The 19,255-nt window shown below is 75.5% G+C and carries 9 protein-coding genes; 3 read left to right on the top strand and 6 right to left on the bottom strand.

Annotation, left to right across the window (positions count from 1 at the left end; genetic code table 11):
• Window positions 1-64: 64 nt before the first annotated feature.
• From ACSLIC_RS24505 to ACSLIC_RS24480, 6 genes are all read right to left on the bottom strand, one after another.
• Window positions 65-1,390, bottom strand: a complete 1,326-nt coding sequence (locus ACSLIC_RS24505) for an MFS transporter (protein WP_436739867.1) — start codon at window positions 1,388-1,390, stop codon at window positions 65-67.
• Window positions 1,391-1,571: 181 nt separating this feature from the next.
• The gene (locus ACSLIC_RS24500) at window positions 1,572-2,630 is read right to left on the bottom strand and encodes a peptidase C39 family protein (RefSeq protein ID WP_436739866.1); all 1,059 of its coding nucleotides are present in this window, start codon (window positions 2,628-2,630) and stop codon (window positions 1,572-1,574) included.
• A gap of 68 nt (window positions 2,631-2,698) precedes the next feature.
• Complete coding sequence (locus tag ACSLIC_RS24495) at window positions 2,699-4,771, bottom strand: iron ABC transporter permease (protein ID WP_436739865.1); 2,073 nt, start codon at window positions 4,769-4,771, stop codon at window positions 2,699-2,701.
• Window positions 4,772-4,794: 23 nt separating this feature from the next.
• Window positions 4,795-5,859, bottom strand: a complete 1,065-nt coding sequence (locus ACSLIC_RS24490; RefSeq protein WP_436739864.1) for an iron-siderophore ABC transporter substrate-binding protein — start codon at window positions 5,857-5,859, stop codon at window positions 4,795-4,797.
• A gap of 65 nt (window positions 5,860-5,924) precedes the next feature.
• Window positions 5,925-6,788 carry an ABC transporter ATP-binding protein gene (locus ACSLIC_RS24485; protein WP_436739863.1) on the bottom strand — a complete coding sequence of 288 codons (864 nt, stop codon included), beginning with the start codon at window positions 6,786-6,788 and terminating at the stop codon, window positions 5,925-5,927.
• Between the two features lie 163 nt (window positions 6,789-6,951).
• A complete protein-coding gene (locus ACSLIC_RS24480) occupies window positions 6,952-7,785 on the bottom strand; it encodes a helix-turn-helix domain-containing protein (RefSeq protein ID WP_436740470.1) in 834 nt (277 codons plus the stop codon).
• A gap of 230 nt (window positions 7,786-8,015) precedes the next feature.
• On the opposite strand from ACSLIC_RS24480, the gene ACSLIC_RS24475 reads away from it, so the two are divergent.
• The 3 genes from ACSLIC_RS24475 (at window position 8,016) to ACSLIC_RS24465 (ending at window position 19,249) form a co-directional block, all read left to right on the top strand.
• Window positions 8,016-9,428, top strand: coding sequence for a sugar porter family MFS transporter (locus ACSLIC_RS24475; RefSeq protein ID WP_436739862.1), 1,413 nt, complete (start codon window positions 8,016-8,018; stop codon window positions 9,426-9,428).
• Window positions 9,429-9,483: 55 nt separating this feature from the next.
• Entirely contained in the window at window positions 9,484-10,911 is a 1,428-nt protein-coding gene (gene zwf / locus ACSLIC_RS24470) for a glucose-6-phosphate dehydrogenase (RefSeq protein ID WP_436739861.1), read from the top strand.
• A gap of 112 nt (window positions 10,912-11,023) precedes the next feature.
• The gene (locus ACSLIC_RS24465) at window positions 11,024-19,249 is read left to right on the top strand and encodes a type I polyketide synthase (protein WP_436739860.1); all 8,226 of its coding nucleotides are present in this window, start codon (window positions 11,024-11,026) and stop codon (window positions 19,247-19,249) included.
• Window positions 19,250-19,255: the final 6 nt, after the last annotated feature.

The following is a 19,255-nucleotide window of genomic DNA, read 5'->3' as shown; positions in this document are numbered from 1 at the left end:
TCGAGTTCACGATCTGGATCGCCGCCGCGACGGCTCGGTCCGAGGTACCGGGCTCGTCGGCCTGTCACCGTCCGGACGCGGCCGGGGCGTCCCCGTCGTGGGCGCCGGGGTTCGGCGCCGGGGGAGGCGCGGGCGCCGGGAGGCGGGGGCGCGGTGTCCCCGGGACGTCGTACCGGTAGGGGCCGAGGGCCCGGAAGAGGGCGGCGCAGATCAGGCAGGCGACGGCCAGGGCGAGCATGGCCGGAGTGTAGGAGCCGTGGCTCTCGCGGCTGACGCCGATCGCGGTGGCGGCCACCGCCCCACCGATCTGGAAGACGGAGAACGCCACGCCGTAGATCCTGCCGAAGGCCCGTCGCCCGAAGTAGCGGGGCACCAGGTAGCTGAGGACGTCGAACTCGGCGCCGATCAGCATCCCGGCGAGCGCCGCCGCCAGCAGGGCGGCCGGGACACCGGGCCCCGTCGCGAACAGCAGCACCGCCACGACGCCGCCGAAGAGGTGCACCGCCATGACCCGCGCCACCGTGCAGCGGTCCAGCAGCCATCCGGTCCCGATCCTGGCCGCGACCAGGGCGAGCCCCAGCGCGACCGGAACCAGGTTCGCGGTCCGGGGGGAGATGCCCGCGTCGAGCAGCAGCGGGATCTGGTGGACGATGATCCCCGTGCCGACCGCGCCCAGCAGGAGGAACGCGGCGAGGACGAGCCAGAACGGCCGCCTGGTCGCCGCGCTCCCGAGGGTGTCGCCGCCGGTCTCGACGCGTGCCGCGCGCGGGCCGGGCTCGGCCAGCAGGAAGAGGGCGACCGGGAAGGCTACCAGCGCGACCGCCGCAAGCCCGAGGAACGCCGTCCGCCAGCCGAACGCGCCGATCAGCGCCCCGGTGACGACGGGGACGAGGACGGTCCCGACGCCGATGCCGCAGTTGGCGACCCCCAGGGCGAGGCCCAGCCTGCGGTCGAACCAGCCCGCCGTGACCCGGAGGTAGGAGACCGGCCACAGGCCCGTACCGCAGAGCGGGACGAGCACCCAGGCCAGGTAGAACAGGGGCAGGCTGTCGGGCAGCCGGGACAGCACCGCCAGGGAGAGCGCGAAGAGCGGGGCACTGCACAGGATCACCCGGCGTCCGCCGAACCGGTCGACCAGCACGCCCTGCACGGGCGAGACGACGACGATCGTGAGGCTCAGCAGGGACGCGCCCGCGCCGATCGCGGGCACCGGCCACCCGAACTCCCGGTGGAGCGGGACGATGAACATCCCGAAGGTCATCACCGCGAGCACACTGGGCCCGCAGGCGAGGCCGAGGGCCGAGGCGACCGCCGTACGCCACCCCGCCGCCCGCCCGTCCGGTGGGGACGGCGCCGCCCCCGTGCCCGCCGCCGCCTTCTCCCTGCCCATGGGGCGCCCTCCTCGATGCCGCGTGGCGGAACTCCGGCCCGCGCGGAGGCGCCGTGGAGATCCTGCCCGGGAGCCACCCGGCGCGTCGGCGAACGGGCCGCCGGTCCCCCGTACGTGGCCCCGGGCAGCCGTCAGCTGACGGGCGGGGGGAGTCGGCGGAGGGCCACGGGCGGGCCGGGGGTCAGGGACGGCCCAGGGTCACAGCGCCGTGGAGGCCGTCGGCGGAGAAGGCCGACATCGCCTCCAGCGAGGCGTCGGCGACGGGCAGCAGGTGGGCGTCGACCCAGCTCTCCCCCCGTTCGGCGCCGGTCCACGGGTCCTCGATGACGAGGGCGCCGGGTACGGCGCCGTGGCACAGGACCCAGTGAGGCACGTCGAACCCCTGCATCCGGGCGAGCGAGACGAGGAGCAGCACGCGCTCGCCCCGCCCGACGGCCTCGCGGATCTCGCTCGCGGGCAGGGGACGCGGGTCGACCGTGACGCCGGTGCGGGCCGCGTCCTCGCGGGACATGCGCTGGAGGTCGGCGCGCCACTCCTGCTCGCCCCGCGGGTGGTGGTCGACGAGGACGGGCCGGTCCGTGTCGAGGCGGACCTCAACGGGGCAGGCGGGCCAGGCGCGCCGCACCGCGACGCCCAGTCCGACCGGTTCGCAGACGGGGAAGTTGGTGGCGTCGCGCCACAGCGTCAGCTCCGCCCGGCGGTCGAGCGCCTCCGGCTCCAGCAGCCCCGCGTGCGCCTGCGCCACCAGCGCCGCGACGGCGCCGCAGGTGAAGTGCGTGGTCTGCCCGTAGTACGGGGGCGCGCTCGCGCTGTTCTCGCGCAGCCACCGCACGTACCCGGTGCGCGGGCCGGCCGCGACCGGCGCGACCGGAGGGCTGAGCGGGGTGAAGCCGGCGGCCGCGGCCTCCTCCGGAGCGGCTGTCCACCCCTCCCACTTGACCTGGGTGAGTCCCTGACGGCGGGCGTGGGCGACGACGGCGCCGACGGCCGCCGGTACGTCGCCGACGGCGTCGACGATCTTCAGGTAGGAGGTGTGGGGCCGCGCCGTGACCAGCGCGGTCGCCCTCCACTCCCCGTCGTCGCCGGGTACGGCCACCAGACGCGGGGCGTGGGCGGAGCGGTCGACGGTGCGCCAGCGCTCCGGTACCCCTGAGCCCAGCCTCGACAGCGGGGCCGGCGGGGCGTCGGGCGCGAAGGGGACGACGACGCTCCGCACGGTCGTTTCCTGCTCGGCGGGCATTCCGGGGCTCCTGGGGGGAGGTGGCGGGTGAGGGCGGTTCACGGACACGCCGGTGGGGTCGTACGGCGTCATGCGCGGGATCTCCGGAGCACCCAGACGAAGTACGGCGCACCGACCAGGGCGATCATCAGGCCGGCCGGCAGCTGGGCGGGGGCGACGAGTGTGCGGCCGAGAGTGTCGGCGACGCACACCAGCACGGCGCCGAGCAGCATCGCGACCGGGATCGCACGGCCGTGCCGGGCGCCCACCAGAGCGCGGGCGAGGTGGGGGGCGACGAGCCCCACGAAGCCGACGACGCCGATGGCGACCACGCTGACCGCCGCGAGCACCGCCGCGACGGCCAGGGCGGCGACACGGGTGCGTTCCACCTTGACGCCGACGATGCGCGGGGTGTCCTCGTCGACGGCGAGCAGGTCGAGCGGGCCGCGCATGGCCAGCAGCAGGGGCAGCGCGAGCGCCAGGGCGAGGGCGACCGGGACGACGTCGGGCAGGGTGCGGCCGTAGGTGGTGCCGGAGAGCCAGGTGAAGATGCGGGGCGTGTTGTAGGGGTCGGCTCGCAGCAGGAGGAAGGTCGTGACGGAGGTGAGGCCGTAGCCGCAGCCGATGCCGATCAGCACGAACCGGTCCGGCAGGAAGCCGCCGCGCCAGGCCAGCAGGGCGATCACCGCGAAGGTGGCGAGCCCCGCCGCGACCGCGACCATGATCAGCACCGGCCGGCCGCCGGGCAGGTCCGAGGTGACGACGGCCGCCGCGCCCAGCCCGGCGCCGGCCGTGATGCCGAGGACGCCCGGCTCGGCGAGCGGGTTGCGGACCGCGCCCTGCACGACGCACCCGGCCAGTCCGAGGGCGGCGCCGGCGAGGACGGCGGCGAGGACACGCGGGACCCGGTCGTCGAGCGCCTGCCCGATCAGCTCGGGGGCCGTGCCGCTGATCCAGAGCGCGAGGTCCCCGGTCCGCAGCCAGAGGCTCCCCGCCAGTACGGCCACCAGGACCGCCCCGGCCAGGGCCACCACCGAGCCCGACACCACGAGCAGGAAGCCGCGGCGCGACCGGGCGGCGACCCGCGCCGCCGGCGGCTGCCGGACCTGGCCGGTGTCGCGCAGGCGCAGCGCGAGGACCACGATCACCACGGCGCCCAGCAGTGCGGTGGGCACGCCGGTGGGGATGGCGGCGGCCCCGTCCGCGCCCTGGATCGCGCGCAGGACCGCGTCCGCGAGCAGGATGAGCAGGGCGCCGAGGAGTCCGGCGGCGGGCACCAGCAGCAGGTGGCGGCGGAGCGCGCGGACCCGGCCGGCGATCAGGCGGGCCAGGACGGGGGCGCCGAGGCCGACGAAGGAGATCGGCCCGGCAAGGGTCACCGCCGTACCGGTCAGCAGGACCGCGCAGACCACCGCGATCACCCGGGTGCTCCGGATCGGCACGCCGAGGGTGGAGGCGGCGTCGTCGCCGAGGTTCATCACGTCCAGGCGACGGGAGAGGGCCAGCGCGACGCAGACCGCCACGGCGATCAGGGGGACGGCGCGCAGGGAGGCGTCGATGTTCAGCTGGGCGAGGGAGCCGTTGCCCCAGGCGAAGAGCCCGGTGGTGTTCTGGTTGAACAGGATGAGGAGCATCCCGGTCGCCGCGTCCAGGGCCAGCGCGATCGCCGATCCGGCGAGGACGAGGCGGGTCCCCGTGGTTCCCGCGGCCCGTCCCGCGAGGAGCAGGACAAGGGCGGCGGCGACCAGGCCGCCGGCGAAGGCCGCGGCCCCGGAGGCCCACAGCGGGACGGCGAGGCCGAAGGCGGCGACGAGCGTCAGCGTGAAGTAGGCCCCGGCGGTGACCGCGAGGGTGTCGGGGGAGGCGAGCGCGTTGTGCGTGACGGACTGGAGCAGCGCGCCGGCCGAGCCGAGCGCGAAGCCGACCGCGACGCCCGCGAGCAGGCGGGGCAGGCGCGAGCCGGTGAAGATCTCGCCGACCGGCGCCCCGCCGGTGTGCTGTTCGCCGACGAGGTGGCCCAGCAGGTCGCCGAAGCCGACGCCCGAGGTGCCCTGCGTCAGGTGCCACAGGCCCACCAGGGCGGTGGCGAGGAGGAGGACGGCGAGGACGGCCGCCCCGGCGGGGCCGCCGCCGCGCTCGGTGCGCGGCGGCGGCCCGGTCACGGGTGCCGTGGTCCCTACGGTGCTCACTTCTTGTCGAGGACGTCGACGTAGGCGTCGATCGCCTGCGCGCAGGAGCGGGGGCCGCCGGCGCCCCAGACCCGGGCGGGGAAGGCGTGGGCGCGGCCTTCCTCGACGGCCGGGATGCTCTTCCAGATCGGGTTCTTCCCGAGCGCCTCGACATAGCCGCCGGCGCCCTCGTCGTTGGCGTAGAAGAGGTTGGCGTCACCGACCGCGGCGAGTCCTTCGACGTCGGTCTGGGCGAGCCCGTAGGAGGGGTCGACGCCGCCGTCGCCGTGGTCCTTGTCCACCTTGGCGTCCCACGCCGGCTTCATGCCGAGTTCCTTGCCTATCTCGGTGAACAGGGCGCCGTCGCTGTAGGGGCGGATGGTGAGGTTGCCGCCCTGCAGCCAGCCGTCGAAGAACAGGAAGTCCTTGGTCGGCAGGTCGGCGTCGGCGACCTTCTGCTTGGCCGTCGCGAGGTGCTCGTCGAACTCCTTGAGCACCTGGTCGGCGCGTTCGGTGCGTCCGGTGGCCTCGCCGATCATGCTGAACACCTCGCGCATGTTCCCGATCGGGTCCTTGGGGTTCGCCCCGCGGGTGGCCATCACGGGGACGCCGCGCTTCTCCAGCTTGGCGATGGTCTCGTCGTCGGCGTCGAACGCCTCCACGACGATGAGGTCGGGCTTGGCGGCGTAGAGGGTGTCGAGGTCGGGCTCCTCACGGGTGCCGATGTCGGTCACCCCGCCGGGCAGCTTCTCGGCGCTGACCCAGGTGCTGTACCCCTTGGCGTCGGAGACCGCGGTGGGGGTGACGCAGAGGGTGAGGGCGTCCTCGACCTGCTGCCATTCGAGGACCGCGATCCGCTCGGCGGGCTTGTCGAGCTTCACCGTGCGGCCGACGCCGTCCTTGAAGGAGACGGGCCCGGTCGAGGTGGCCGTGGTGTCGTCGGCGCAGCTCTTCGACGCGGGGGCCGCGTCGGCGCTCGCGTCGGCCCCGGGCGCGTCGACGTCGGTCGTGCCGCAGGCCGTTGCGAGCAGGAGGGCGAGCCCGGTGGAGGCTGACGCCGCCAGGCGACGGGCACGGTTCATGGAAGGGTCCTCTTTCTTCTGTTCTCTTGCGAAGGTGTGCGCGTCCGGGCGGCGGGTGCGCCGCGTCAGGCGGAGCGCCGCCCGAGGGGGTCGATGCGGAGGCGGCCCGTACCGGGATCGGCGGTCACCTCGACGCGGATGTCGTAGACCTCGGCGATGTTCTCGGCGGTGAGGACCTCGGTGGGAGGGCCGGCCGCGTGGACGCGTCCGGCGCGCATCAGGACGAGGGTGTCCGCGACGCGGGAGGCGTGGTCGAGGTCGTGCAGGACCACGCCGACCGCGATGCCGTGCTCGTCGACGAGGTCGCGGACCAGGTCGAGCGTCTCGAACTGGTAGCGCAGGTCCAGGTGGTTGGTGGGCTCGTCCAGCAGGACCACGCCGGTGTCCTGGGCGAGGCAGGCGGCGAGCCAGACACGCTGCATCTCTCCGCCGCTCAGCTCCCCGACCTGCCGGTCGGCCATGTCCCGTACGCCGGTGACGCCCATGGCGTGGTCGACGGCGGCACGGTCCTCGGGGGTCGTCCCGCCGAAGCCCCGCCGGTAGGGGTGGCGTCCGAAGGCGACCACCTCGCGGACGGTCAGCCCCTGGGGCGCGGGCCGGGACTGGGAGAAGAGCGTGACCTCGCGGGCGAACTGGCGGGAGCTGAGGAGGGCCGCGTCGCGCTCGGGTGGCCCGCCGGGGGCACCGAGCGCCACCCGGCCGCCTTCCACGGGATGCAGCCGGGCGAGCGCCCGCAGCAGGGTGGACTTCCCGCTGCCGTTCGGCCCGACCAGGGCGGTGGCGCGGCCGGGTTCCAGGGTGAGGGAGACGCCGTGCACGACCGGCGTGCCGCCGTACCGCAGCAGCAGGTCGTGCCCGTGCAGGACGGTGGCCGGTGCGGCGGGGACGGCGTCGGGGCTGCCGTCGCGCCGGAAGGGGCTGGTGAACATGGCGGGGTCCGGAGGGTCGGAGGGGTGGGACTGCGGCACCCTCCGTCCGGACGTCGCCGGCCGGGCCGCGGGCTCTCGCGCAGGGGCAGCGCCCTGCGCGGCGAGCAACAACTAAGGGTCACCTAACTCCAGGAAGAGTATATTCCGCCCGCCGCGTCGACAATCAGGGGTTCTGGACACCCGGTACGGGATTCCGGACATGCCCCGGATCATCCCCGGCCCCGCCGAAGAAGGCACCCGGCGTCGTCCCCATCACGCGCCGGAACGCGGCGATGAAGGAGCTGGGCTGCGCGTAGCCGAGCAGCTCGGAGACGGTCGTCACGTCGTGGCCCGCGGAGAGCAGGATCAGCGCCTGGTGGGCACGGAGCAGCTGGCGCCACTGGGCGAAGGAGAGGCCGGTCGTGTGGCGGAAGGCGCGGGTGACCGTACGGTCACTGGTGCCCAGCTCGCGCGCCCACTCCTCCAGCGAGCGGCCGTCGCCGGGATCGTCCAGCAGGGCCTCGGCGATCGGGTCGATGCGCGGGTCGCCGGGCAGTTGCAGCGCGAACTGGTGCTCCGCGGGCCGGAGCACGTCGAAGACGACGGCCTCCGCACGGGACCGGGCCGCCGCTTCGAGGTCCGAGCGGGACAGGTGGGCCAGCAGCGAGGCGAGCAGCGGCGTCATGACGATCGCCACCGGTTCCAGAGCCTCGAACGGCGTGCGTTCGGGGGCGAAGAAGGCGTCGTGGAACTCCGCGCCCGCCGTCGCCCGGCCGCCGTGCACCGTTCCGGCGGGCATCCACAGCCCGTACCCCTCGGAGACCGTGAAGATCCGGTCGGCCGCACGGGAGGTCAGCGTCCCCCCGCGCACCCAGACCAACTCGTGGCGCGGGTGTGCGTGCGGCGCCCACTCCGTGGGGACACGCGGCACCTGGGACTCGGAGAGGATCGCGAAGGGCGCCTGCTCCGGAAGTACCGCGCCCCGGCGCACCTCGGTGCCCTCTTCGCGCCGCCACATCCCGGGGCCTGCCTCGTCGGCGGACGGACGGACCATGCGGCCCAGTCTATCGGGCCTGGCGCCGGCCCCGAGGCCCTGGCCTGCGAGAACGGCGGGCGAGCGGCCCGGACGGAGGCGGGCTCGGCGGCGCGCCGGAGCGTTAGCCCGATCCGGCCACCCCGGTTTCCGCGCGGCCCTTCCGCGGTCAGGATGCACCCCAGGGGGTACGGCCGAGCGATCGAGGGACGGACATGGCGCAGGGCTTCTCCCGGGAACCCGGTACCCACGGCCCTCTGGACGACGTGCCGAGGCGGGCCGCCCGGAAGATCACCCTGTGGGCCGGAGCCATCGCGCTGGGCGGGTTCCTCTTCGGCTTCGACACCGGTGTCATCTCCGGCGCGCTGCTCTACATCAGGAAGGACCTCGCCCTCAGCTCCCTCCAGCAGAGCAGTGTCGTGAGCGTGCTGCTGATCGGGGCGGTCTTCGGCGCCCTGCTGAGCGGGCGGCTGGCCGACCGGATCGGCCGGCGCAGGACTCTGGTCCTGGTCGCCCTGGTGTTCCTGGGCGGGACGGCGGTCGTCACCCTCGCCGACGGCTTCGCCATGCTGCTGACCGGCCGGATCGTGCTCGGCCTCTCGGTGGGGGCCGCCTCGTCGACGGTGCCGGTCTACCTCTCCGAGATCTCCCCGCCGGCAGTCCGCGGCCGGCTGCTCACCCTGAACCAGCTGATGATCACCCTGGGCATCCTCGTCGCCTACCTCGTCAACCTCGCCTTCTCCGCCGGCGAGCAGTGGCGGGGGATGTTCGCGGTCGGCGCGATCCCCGCCGCACTGCTGCTCGCCGCAGCGCTCTGGCTGCTGCCGGAGTCGCCGCAGTGGCTCATCGCCCACGGGCACACCGAGGCGGCCCACCGCGGCATCACCGCGCTCATCGGGAGGGACGCGGCCGACGAGGTGGTCGGCCGCGCGCGCCGGCGGGCGGCCGAGGAGAGCGCGGCGCGCGAGCGGGGTGCGGGCAGGAAGAAGTTGCTGACGCCTGACGTCCGCCCCGCCCTGGTCATCGGCCTCACCCTGGCGGCGGTCCAGCAGCTGGGCGGGATCAACACGATCATCTACTACGCGCCCACCATCATCGAGCGGACCGGGCTCAGCGCCTCGAACTCGATCCTCTACTCGGTCTGCATCGGCGTCATCAACCTGGTCATGACCGTGGTGGCGCTCCGTCTGGTCGACCGGGCCGGGCGGCGTCCCCTGGTGCTGGTCTCACTCGCCGTGATGGCGGTCTCCCTCCTCCTGCTGGGGCTGTCGTTCGTCGTGGACCTGGGGTCGGGGCTGACGCTGCTGTTCATGGTGGTGTACATCGCGGCCTACGCCGGCGGTCTGGGGCCGGTGTTCTGGACCTTGGTCGGCGAGGTGTTCCCGCCCTCCGTGCGCGCCGCGGGGTCGAGCGCCTCCACCGCCGTCAACTGGGTGTCGAACTTCGCGGTCAGCCTCACCTTCCTCCCTCTGGCCTCCGCGCTCGGCCAGGGCGAGACCTTCTGGATCTTCGCCGTGATCTGCGTCCTCGCCTTCGCCTTCGTCGCCAGGTACCTCCCGGAGACGAAGGACCGCGACGCCGACGCGATCGACCGGGCCCTCCACCAGCGCTTCAGAGCGCGGCGGTAGCACCCGCGGCGTACGGGCAACACCCCGCCGGCCGACTGTGGAAGGAAGAACCCCGATGCGAGAAGAGACCCCCTACACCCCGTTCGACCTGGAGCGGGCCGACGCCCTGGTCCTGTTCGGCATCACCGGCGACCTGGCGCGCAAGATGCTGCTGCCCGCCCTGTACCACCTGACCGCGCGGGGCGAGCTCACCGTGCCGGTCGTCGGCGTCGCCTCGCGGCACTGGGACGACGAGACGCTGCGTGCGCACGCGCGGCAGGCCGTCACCGAGGCCGTCCCGAACGCGGACCCGGCGGTCCTCGAACGGCTGGCGGGCCGCCTCTCCATGGTCGTCGGGGACATCACCGAGGACGCCACCTTCACCAGACTGCGCCAGGCGGTGTCCGGGGCCGGCTTCGTCGCGTACTACCTGGCCGTTCCCCCGTCCCTGTTCACCACCGTGGCCGGCGCCCTGGCGCGGGCCGGCCTGAACCGCGACGCGCGCCTCGTGGTGGAGAAGCCGTTCGGGCACGACACGGACTCGGCGCAGCGGCTCCAGGAGGAGCTGAGCGAGCACTTCGACAGCGCGCACCTGCTGCGGGTGGACCACTTCCTCGGCTCGGAGGCCGTGGAGGGCCTGATGGTGGCCCGCTTCGCCAACACGCTGCTGGCCCCCATCTGGCACCGCACCTACGTGGACAACGTCCAGATCACCCTGGCCGAGACCTTCGGGGTCGCCGACCGGGGCTCGTTCTACGACCCGGTCGGCTGCGTGCGCGACGTCGTGCAGAACCACATGCTGGAGATCCTCACCTACCTGGCGATGGAGCCGCCCGGCGTCAGCGAGAGTTCCGCCCTGGGGCTGGAGAAGTGGCGGGTGCTGCGCGCCACCCGCGCCATGGACCCGGCCGACACGGTGCGCGGCCAGTACGAGGGGTACCAGGAGATCGAGGGGGTCGCCCCCGGCTCCACCACGGAGACGTACGTCGCGACCCGCCTCTTCGTGGACAACTGGCGGTGGGCGGGCGTCCCCTTCTACCTGCGCAGCGGAAAGGAGCTGGCCGTCACCGCCACCGAGGTCGTCGTCGAACTGCGCAAGCCGCCGCTGGAGCTGTTCGGCGTGGGCGACGGGGGCACGCCCGCCAACATCATCCGCTTCCGCGTGGACGGCGACACCGGCATCCGCGCGGAGCTGATGCTCCGCAAGCCGGACGCCGACGGCACCGCGGTGACCGTGCCCGTCGGCGTCGACTTCGAGCGGGTGCTCGGCCGCCAGCAGCTGCCCTACGAGGCCATCCTGCTGGGCGCCACCATGGGCAACGCCGAGTACTTCGCCTTCCTCCCGACCATCATGGAGTCCTGGCGGATCGTCGGCCCCGTCCTGGACCCGCCCGAGCCCCCGCTCCCCTACGCGCCCGGGAGCTGGGGCCCGCCCGGGGCCGGACACCTCCCCGGTCTGCGGCAGTGGCACCAGCCGACGCCGCGCCTGTTCGGCGACGTGTGAGGGACCGGCCCCTTCCGGCAGGGCCCGCCCCCGCGGCCCGTGTCACCTGCGGCTACCCGTCGTCTATCGTGATCGACGCCAACTACCGCACCCAGAGGAAGCGTTCATCCTGGTGACAGTCCACACGGCCCTCGTCCGCCCGCTGCCGGAGCTGCTCCGGGAGAACGCCCGGCGCCATGGCGCGAGGACCGCTTTCCAGGACGGCCACTCCCGGGTGACGTACCAGGAACTGGAGGTGCGCACGGGACGGCTGGCGGGGCATCTCGCCGCCCACGGCCTGGGGCACGGGGAGCGGGCGGCGATCCTGCTGGGCAGCCGGGTGGAGGCGGTCGAGAGCCTCCTCGCCGTGGTCAGGGCGGGCGCGGTCGGAGTGCCGCTGGACGCGCGGAGCACCACCGCCGAACTGGCGCACCTGCTGGACGACAGCGGAGCCCGCCTCGTCGTCACCGACCGGTCCTGCCTGGACCGGCTGCTGCCGCTGCTGGAGGAGCGCGCCGGGCTGAGCGTGGTGCTCGTCGCCGACGCCGGTACGCGGCAGGCCCCGGCGCCGGGGGCGCGCGACGGCTCGCCCGCTGAGGAGGGCCTGCTGTCGTACGCGGCCCTGGCCGGTACGGAGCCGCCCGTACCGGCCCCCGACGACCTCGGGCTGGACGAGGTGGCCTGGCTCCTCTACACCTCCGGGTCGACCGGCCTGCCCAAGGGGGTGCTGTCCACCCAGCGCAGCCGGCTGTCGTCGGTGGCCGCCGGTATCGCGGGCGTCCTCGGCCTGCGCGCGGAGGACCGCCTGCTCTGGCCGCTCCCCCTGCACCACGCGCTGGGCCAGTTGCTGTGCGTCCTCGCAGTGACCGCGACCGGGGCGTCCGCCATGCTCCTGCCGCGGTTCTCCGCGACCGGTGTCCTGGCCGAACTGCGGCGGACCGACGAGCCGTACACGCTGCTGGCCGGGGTGCCGGCGACGTACAGCCGGCTCCTGGAGGCTGTCGGTGACGGCGGGCTCGGGGCACCGGCGCTGCGCGGCTGCCTCAGCGGGGGCGCGGCGGCCTCCCCCGCCTTCCAGCGCGCCTTCGAGGAGGCGTGCGGGGTCCCCTTCCTCGATCACTACGGCAGCACCGAGACGGGGCCCGTGACCATGACCGCCCCCGGTGCCGCGCGGGTGGCGGGCTCCTGCGGCCGCGTGCTGCCGGGGATGCGGGCCCGGATCGGCGACGGCGGGGCCCACCACGCCTCGGAAGAGGGCGAGTTGTGGGTCTCCGGCCCGGGGGTGATGACCGGGTACCACCGGCGGCCCGAGGAGACCGCCGAGGTGCTGCGCGACGGGTGGTACCGCACCGGTGACCTCGCCCGGATCGACGGCGACGGCGAGATCACCCTCACCGGCCGGGTCAGCGAGGTGATCATCCGGGCCGGGCAGAACATCCACCCCGCCGAGGTGGAGGCGGTCCTGCTGGCCGTACCCGGGGTCCGGGACGCCGCCGTGGCCGGCCTCGCGGACGCGGCGCTCGGGGAGGTCCCGGCCGCCTATCTGGTCCCGGCCCACACCGGCGGTCCCGACCGGGGCGCGGTGCTCGCCGCCTGCCGGGAGCAGCTGACCCCGTACAAGGTGCCCGCCGTCCTCCACGAGGTGGACGAGATCCCGCGTACCGCCTCGGGCAAGGTCCAGCGGTTCGCGCTCGCCGGACTGCCCACGCGCCCCGTACCCGAGGGGACCCGCCCGTCCTCTCGGGCGGGGGCGGCGGAGCTGACGGCCCTGGTGCGGGCCGAGGCCGCCGCCGTGCTCGGCTGCCCGGTGGACGAGGTGGAGCCGAACGCCGCCTTCCGCGACCTGGGGCTGGACTCGCTGACGTCGGCCCAGCTGTGCGACCGCCTGTCCGCGGCGGCCGGGCTCACGCTGTCCGAGGCCGCGCCCTTCGACTTCCCCACCGCCGCGGAGCTGGCGGCGCATCTGCGGGCGCGGCTCTCCGGCGGCACGGAACCCGCCGCGACCGGCCGCCCGCAGGAGCCCGGCCCCGAGGAGGACCCGGTGGTCGTCGTCGGCATGGCCTGCCGCTTCCCCGGCGGGGTGGAGAGCCCCGAGGACCTGTGGCACCTCGTCGCCGAGGGCACCGACGCGATCACCCCCTTCCCCACCGACCGGCAGTGGGACCTCGAAGGGCTGTACGACCCGGACCCGGGGCAGGCGGGACGCACCTACGTGCGCGAGGGAGGCTTCCTCTCCGGCGTGGACCGCTTCGACGCGGCCTTCTTCGGGATCTCGCCGCGCGAAGCGCTCGCCATGGACCCGCAGCACCGGCTGCTCCTCGAACTCGCCTGGGAGACCTTCGAACACGCGGGCATCGATCCCGGCACCATGCGCTCCACGCCCACCGGTGTCTACGCGGGGCTCATGTACAGCGACTACGCCAACCGCTTCGCCCGCACGCCCCGGCAGGTGGAGGGCTACCTCGGCATCGGCAACGCGGGCAGCGTCGCCTCCGGCCGCATCGCCTACCTCCTGGGCCTGGAGGGCCCGGCGGTCACGGTGGACACGGCGTGCTCGTCGTCCCTGGTGGCGCTGCACCTGGCGGTCCAGGCGGTGCGCCGGGGCGAGTGCTCGATGGCGCTCGCCGGGGGTGCCACGGTGATGTCGGCGCCGCACGCGTTCGTCGAGTTCAGCAGGCAGCGCGCGCTCGCCCCGGACGGCCGCTGCAAGGCGTTCGGGGCGGGGGCCGATGGCACCGGGTGGGCCGAGGGCGCCGGGATGGTGCTGGTGACGCGGTTGTCGCGGGCCCGGCGGGCGGGGCTGCGGGTCCTGGCCGTGGTGCGGGGTTCCGCGGTCAGCCAGGACGGTGCGAGCAACGGCCTCACCGCGCCGCACGGCCCGGCCCAGCAGCGGGTGATCCGGCAGGCCCTGGCCGACGCGCGGCTGTCCCCCGGGGAGATCGACGTGGTGGAGGCGCACGGCACGGGGACCCGGCTCGGCGACGTCATCGAGGCGGAGGCGTTCCTGGCGGCCTACGGGCGGGCCGGCGCGCGGGAACACCCGCTGTGGCTCGGCTCGGTGAAGTCGAACATCGGGCACACGCAGGCGGCTGCGGGCATGGCCGCCGTGATCAAGACGGTCCAGGCGATGGAGCACGGCGTCCTGCCGCGCACGCTCCACGCCGAGGAACCCAATCCCGCGGTCGACTGGTCGTCGGGGGCGGTGGCGCTGCTGACCCGTCCGGTGCCCTGGCCCCGTACCGGGCGGCCCCGGCGGGCGGGCGTGTCCTCCTTCGGGATCAGCGGGACCAACGCCCATGTGGTCCTGGAGCAGGCACCGCCGCAGGAGCCCGGCAGGCCGCACCGTGCGCGGGGGGCAGCCGCGACCGTGCAGAAGACGGCGGGCGGGCCCACGCCCGTGCCGTTCCCGGTGTCGGCGCGGAGCGCGTCCGCGCTGCGGGCGCAGGCCCGCCGGCTGCGCGCCCATGTGGCGGAGCACCCGGAGGCGGAGCTGCTGGACCTCGGCTTCTCGCTGGCCACGACGCGCGCCGCCTTCGAGCACCGCGCGGCGCTGCTCGCCGCCGACCGGGACGGGCTCCTCGCCCAGCTCGACGCGCTGGCGCAGGGCCATGCCCACCCGGGCCTGAGCACGGGCGGTCCGCGCCGACCGGGCCCACCGGCCTTCCTGTTCACCGGGCAGGGCAGCCAACGGGCCGGTATGGGGCGGGAGTTGTACGCCGACCACCCGGTCTACGCCCGCTCGTTCGACGAGATCTGCGCCCTGCTCGACCCTCTGCTGCCCGAGCCGTTGCGGGACGTGGTCCTCGCCGCCGAGGAGACCCCGGCGGGTGCGCTCCTGCACACGACGCGCTTCACGCAGCCCGCCCTGTTCGCCCTGGAGGTCTCCCTCTTCCGGCTGCTGGAGTCCTGGGGCCTACGCCCCGGCCTGGTGGCGGGGCACTCGGTCGGCGAACTGGCGGCGGCCCATGTCGCCGGGGTGCTGTCCCTGGCGGACGCCTGCGCCCTGGTCGCGGCGCGGGGCCGGCTGATGGACGCGCTGCCGGCCGGCGGGGCGATGGCCTCGGTGCGGGCCGGGGAGGCGGAGGTCGCCGCGTATCTCGCCGAACGGGCCGACGGGGCGGGCGCGGTGGACATCGCGGCGGTGAACGGCGGTTCGGTGGTCGTCTCCGGCGACGAACCCGCCGTGCTGGAGGCCGTCGCGTACTGGCGCGAGCGGGGCCGCGAGGCGCGTCGCCTGCGGGTGAGCCACGCGTTCCACTCGGCCCGTATGGACCCCGTACTCGACGCGTTCGCCCACGTCGCCCGGGGGGTCACCTTTTCCCCGCCGACGCTCCCCCTGGTCATGGCGGTGGCCGGCCGGCCCGCGACCACCGAGGAACTGTGCTCGCCCTCGTTCTGGACGGACCACGTCCGCCGGCCGGTCCGCTTCGCCGACACCGTGCGGTACGCGCGCGAGCGCGGCGCCACGCACTTCGTGGAACTCGGCCCGGACGCGGTGCTCACCGGGCTCGCACGCGAGTGCCTCTCCGCCGGCCTCCCGGCGCCCTCGGGCGGCGGCGACGCGGACGGCACCGCCCCGCTGGTGCTCCCGGCCCTGCGCGGCCCACGGCCGGAGACCGGGGCGTTGCTGACCACCGTGGCGGCGCTGCACGCCCACGGGCTGGAGGTGGACTGGCGCGCCGTCTTCGCCGGTCGGGGCGCACAGCGTACGGCGCTGCCCACCTACGCGTTCCAACGCGAGCGGTACTGGCTGGAGGCCGACGCCCCCGACACGGCCGCCGAGCCGGGCACCGAGCCGCACCCGTTCCTGCGGTCGGCGACGCGGACGGCGGACGACGACGGCCTGCTGCTGAGCGGTCTGCTGTCCTCACGCGCGCACCCGTGGCTCGCCGACCACGCGGTGCGGGACACGGTGCTCCTGCCCGCGACGGCCTTCGTCGACCTGGCGATCCACGCCGGTGACCGGGTGGGCGCCTGGGTGCTGGCGGAACTGACGCTGACGGCACCGCTGCCGCTGCCACCGGAGGAGACCGTCGAGTTGCAGGTGAAGGTGGCGGGGGCGGAGCCGGACGGACGCCGGACCGTGACATTCCACTCCCGGCCGCACACCCCCGGGGACACGGGCGGTCCGTGGACCCGCCACGCCCGCGGCATCCTGTCCCCTGCCGGGCACACCGCCGCGCGACAGCCGGACCCGGTGGCCGCGCCGTCCCCCTGGCCCCCGCCGGACGCCGTCCCGCTGCCGCTCGGCGCCGGGGCGGACGGCGGCCTCTACGCGCGGCTGGCACGTGGCGGGCTCCGCTACGGGCCGGCCTTCCAGGGCCTTCGGGCCGCCTGGCGGCTGGGCGAGGACCTGCTCGCCGAGGTCGCCCTCCCGCAGGGCGAGGAGGCGGACTCCGGCCGGTTCGTCCTGCACCCGGCGCTGCTCGACGCGGCCCTGCACACCCTGACACTGGGCCGGGCCGCCACCGGCGGGGAGGCGGGGGCGGAGCTGTCGCTCCCGTTCGCCTTCAGCGGGGTGCGGCTGCACGCGTCCGGCGCCCGCACCCTGCGGGTCCGGGTCTCCTGGCCAGAGCGGGACCGGGCCCGGCTGGAGCTGTCCGACGGGACCGGGGCGCCGGTGGCCACGGTGGACTCCCTCGCCCTGCGGCCGCTCGGCCCCGAGCGGCCGAGCGGCGTACGCCCGCCCGCCGACGGACTGTTCCGCCTGGAGTGGACACCGCTGCCGGACGACCCGCAGCCGCCCCGCCCCACCGCGTACGGGCTCCTGGGCGACCCCGGTCCCCGGCTGCGCGACGCGCTCGGACAGGCGGGCTTGCGGCCCGTGGCCTACGCCGACACGGCCTCGGCGGCGGCCGACGCGCCGGACGTCGTGATCGCCTGTCCGCCGCCGCCCGCGGCGAAGGAGGATGCGGCGTCGGCCGCGCACCGTGCCGCCGGCTGGGCTCTGCGGCTGGCGCGGGAGTGGCCGGCCGAGGAACGGCTCGCCCACTCCCGGCTGGTCGTCCTGACCTCGGGGGCCGTCACCACCGGCACGGGGCCCGGCGCGGGGCCCGGCGCGGGGCCCGGCGCGGCCGACGGCGGGAACGCCCTCGTCCACGCGCCGGTGTGGGGGCTGCTGCGCTCGGCGCAGACCGAGAACCCGGGCCGCTTCTCGCTGGTCGACGCCGACGGCGACCCGGCCTCGGCAGAGGCACTGGCCCGGGCCCTGTCGAGCCCCGAGCCGCAGACGGCCGTGCGGCACGGCGTCGTGTACGTCCCCCGCCTGGTGCGCGCCTCGCTGAAGGCGGCGGGCGCGGACGGGAGCGCGTCGCGCCGGCTGGACCCGGACGGCACCGTACTGGTGACCGGCGGTTCCGGCTCGCTGGGCATGGAGTTCGCCCGGCACCTCGTGGTGGAGCACGGGGTGCGCCACCTGCTGCTGGCCAGTCGGCGAGGGGAGGCCGCGCCCGACGCCGTCGGCCTGCGGGCCGAACTCACCAAGTTGGGCGCCGAGGTGACGGTCGCCGCCTGCGACGTGGCCGACCGGGCGGCGCTGGCCGCACTGCTGGCGAGCGTTCCGAAGGCGCACCCGCTGACCGGCGTGGTGCACACCGCCGGGGTCCTGGACGACGGGGTGGTCCCGGCGCTCACCGGGGAGCGGCTGGCCCGTGTCCTGCGCCCGAAGGTGGACGCCGGCCTCGCCCTGCACGACCTGACACGCGACAGCGGCCTGGCGGTGTTCGCGCTCTTCTCGTCGGTGGCCGGGGTGTTCGGCTCCGGCGGTCAGGCCAACTACGCGGCGGCCAACGCGTTCCTGGACGCGCTGGCGCTCCACCGCCGGGCGCTGGGGCTGCCCGGCGTCTCGCTCGCCTGGGGACCGTGGCAGCAGAGCGGCGGGATGACGGCGACGCTGCGGGAGGCGGATCTGCGCCGGATGACCCGATCCGGTTTCGTCCCGCTGCGGACCGGGGAAGGGCTGGCGCTCTTCGACGCCGCCGTCGCCGGGCCGGACGCGGCCGTGGTGGCGGCGCGTCTGGAACCGTCCGCCGCCGCGCCCTTTGGGGCGCCGCTCTCCCGTCTGCCGGGACACGGACCCACGCGGAGGCAGGCCCCCTCGTCCACCGGGCCCGCCACCGCGGGGGACGACTCCTCCCGTCGGCGGCTGGCCGCCGCTCCCGCGAGTGAGCGCGGTGCGCTGCTCCTCGCGCGGGTACGGGAGGAGGCCGCGCTCGTCCTCGGCCACGGCTCGCAGGAGGCGGCGGTCGAGCCGGACCGGGCACTGCCGGAGCTGGGACTCGACTCGTTGGCGGCGGTCGAGTTGCGCAACCGGCTGGCCGCGCTGACCGGGCTCCCCCTGCCGGCCACGCTCCTGTTCGACCACCCGACCCCGCGCGGGGTCGCCGGCCACCTGGCGGACCACTGGCCCGAGGACACCCCCTCGGTGCCCGTCCCCGCGCCGTCACGGCCGAGCGGGGCCGCACCGGAGGCGCCCGCTCCGAAGGGCGGGTCGGGGGACTCCTTGGCCGCGCTCTTCCGCACGGCGTGCGCCCGGGGCAAGGCATGGGACGGGATGGTCCTCCTCACCATCGCGGCGCGTTTCCGTGAGGTGTTCGAGGCGGCCGGCGCGCAGGCGCCGCCCGCCCCCGCCCTCACCCTCGCGACCGGGGGCACCGGCCCGCGCCTGATCTGCTTCCCCGCCGTCAGCGCCCTCTCCGGACCGCACGAGTACGCCCGCTTCGGGCCGGCTCTCCAGGACCGGCGGCCGGTCGCGGTCCTGCCGAACCCGGGGTTCCTGCCCGGGGAACGGCTGCCCGCCACCCTGGCCGCCTTCGTGGCGGCGCAGGCCGCCGCCGTGCGCGTCTGCGCGGACGGCGAACCGTTCGTGCTGGTCGGACGCTCCGCCGGCGGATGGGTGGCGCACGCGGTGGCCGAGGAGCTGGAGAGCACGGGTCCGGCGCCGTCCGGGGTCGTCCTCATCGACACCTACCCCACCGAGGAGGGCGGGCCCGGCGGCGCCGGTGCCAACGGGCCCGCCCTCTCGGCGATGACGGCGGGCATGCTGGACAACGCCGCGCAGTTCGCCTCGGTGGGGACCGACCGGCTCACCGCGATGGCCGGCTATCTGGAGCTCTACGCCGGGTGGCGGCCCGCTGCCCTCAGGGCCCCCACCCTCTTCGTCCGGGCCGCGGACCGGCTGCCCGGCATCGAACCGGCCTCGCCGTGGCTCCTGCCGCACGCCGAGGTCACCGTGGACGGCGACCACTTCACCGTGCTGGAGGAGCACTCACGGACCACGGCCCTGGCCATCGACTCCTGGCTCTCCGAGAGCCTGGGTGCCGGCGCCCCCGAGGACGGCGAGGTCACACGCGTCCACTGAGCGGGC

It is taken from the genome of Streptomyces sp. BBFR102 (assembly GCF_051397025.1).
In the GTDB taxonomy this organism is placed as follows: Bacteria; Actinomycetota; Actinomycetes; order Streptomycetales; family Streptomycetaceae; genus Streptomyces.
The sequence above is the reverse complement of the archived record's forward strand: the minus strand, read 5'-3'. Positions and strand labels throughout refer to the sequence as shown.

Excerpts from the sequence above, each read along its gene's own strand:
- ACSLIC_RS24505 (WP_436739867.1), bottom strand. The coding sequence starts at position 1,390 with ATGGGCAGGGAGAAGGCGGCGGCGGGCACGGGGGCGGCGCCGTCCCCA.
- ACSLIC_RS24500 (WP_436739866.1), bottom strand. The coding sequence starts at position 2,630 with ATGCCCGCCGAGCAGGAAACGACCGTGCGGAGCGTCGTCGTCCCCTTC.
- ACSLIC_RS24490 (WP_436739864.1), bottom strand. The coding sequence starts at position 5,859 with ATGAACCGTGCCCGTCGCCTGGCGGCGTCAGCCTCCACCGGGCTCGCC.
- ACSLIC_RS24485 (WP_436739863.1), bottom strand. The coding sequence starts at position 6,788 with ATGTTCACCAGCCCCTTCCGGCGCGACGGCAGCCCCGACGCCGTCCCC.
- ACSLIC_RS24480 (WP_436740470.1), bottom strand. The coding sequence starts at position 7,785 with ATGTGGCGGCGCGAAGAGGGCACCGAGGTGCGCCGGGGCGCGGTACTT.
- ACSLIC_RS24475 (WP_436739862.1), top strand. The coding sequence starts at position 8,016 with ATGGCGCAGGGCTTCTCCCGGGAACCCGGTACCCACGGCCCTCTGGAC.
- zwf (WP_436739861.1), top strand. The coding sequence starts at position 9,484 with ATGCGAGAAGAGACCCCCTACACCCCGTTCGACCTGGAGCGGGCCGAC.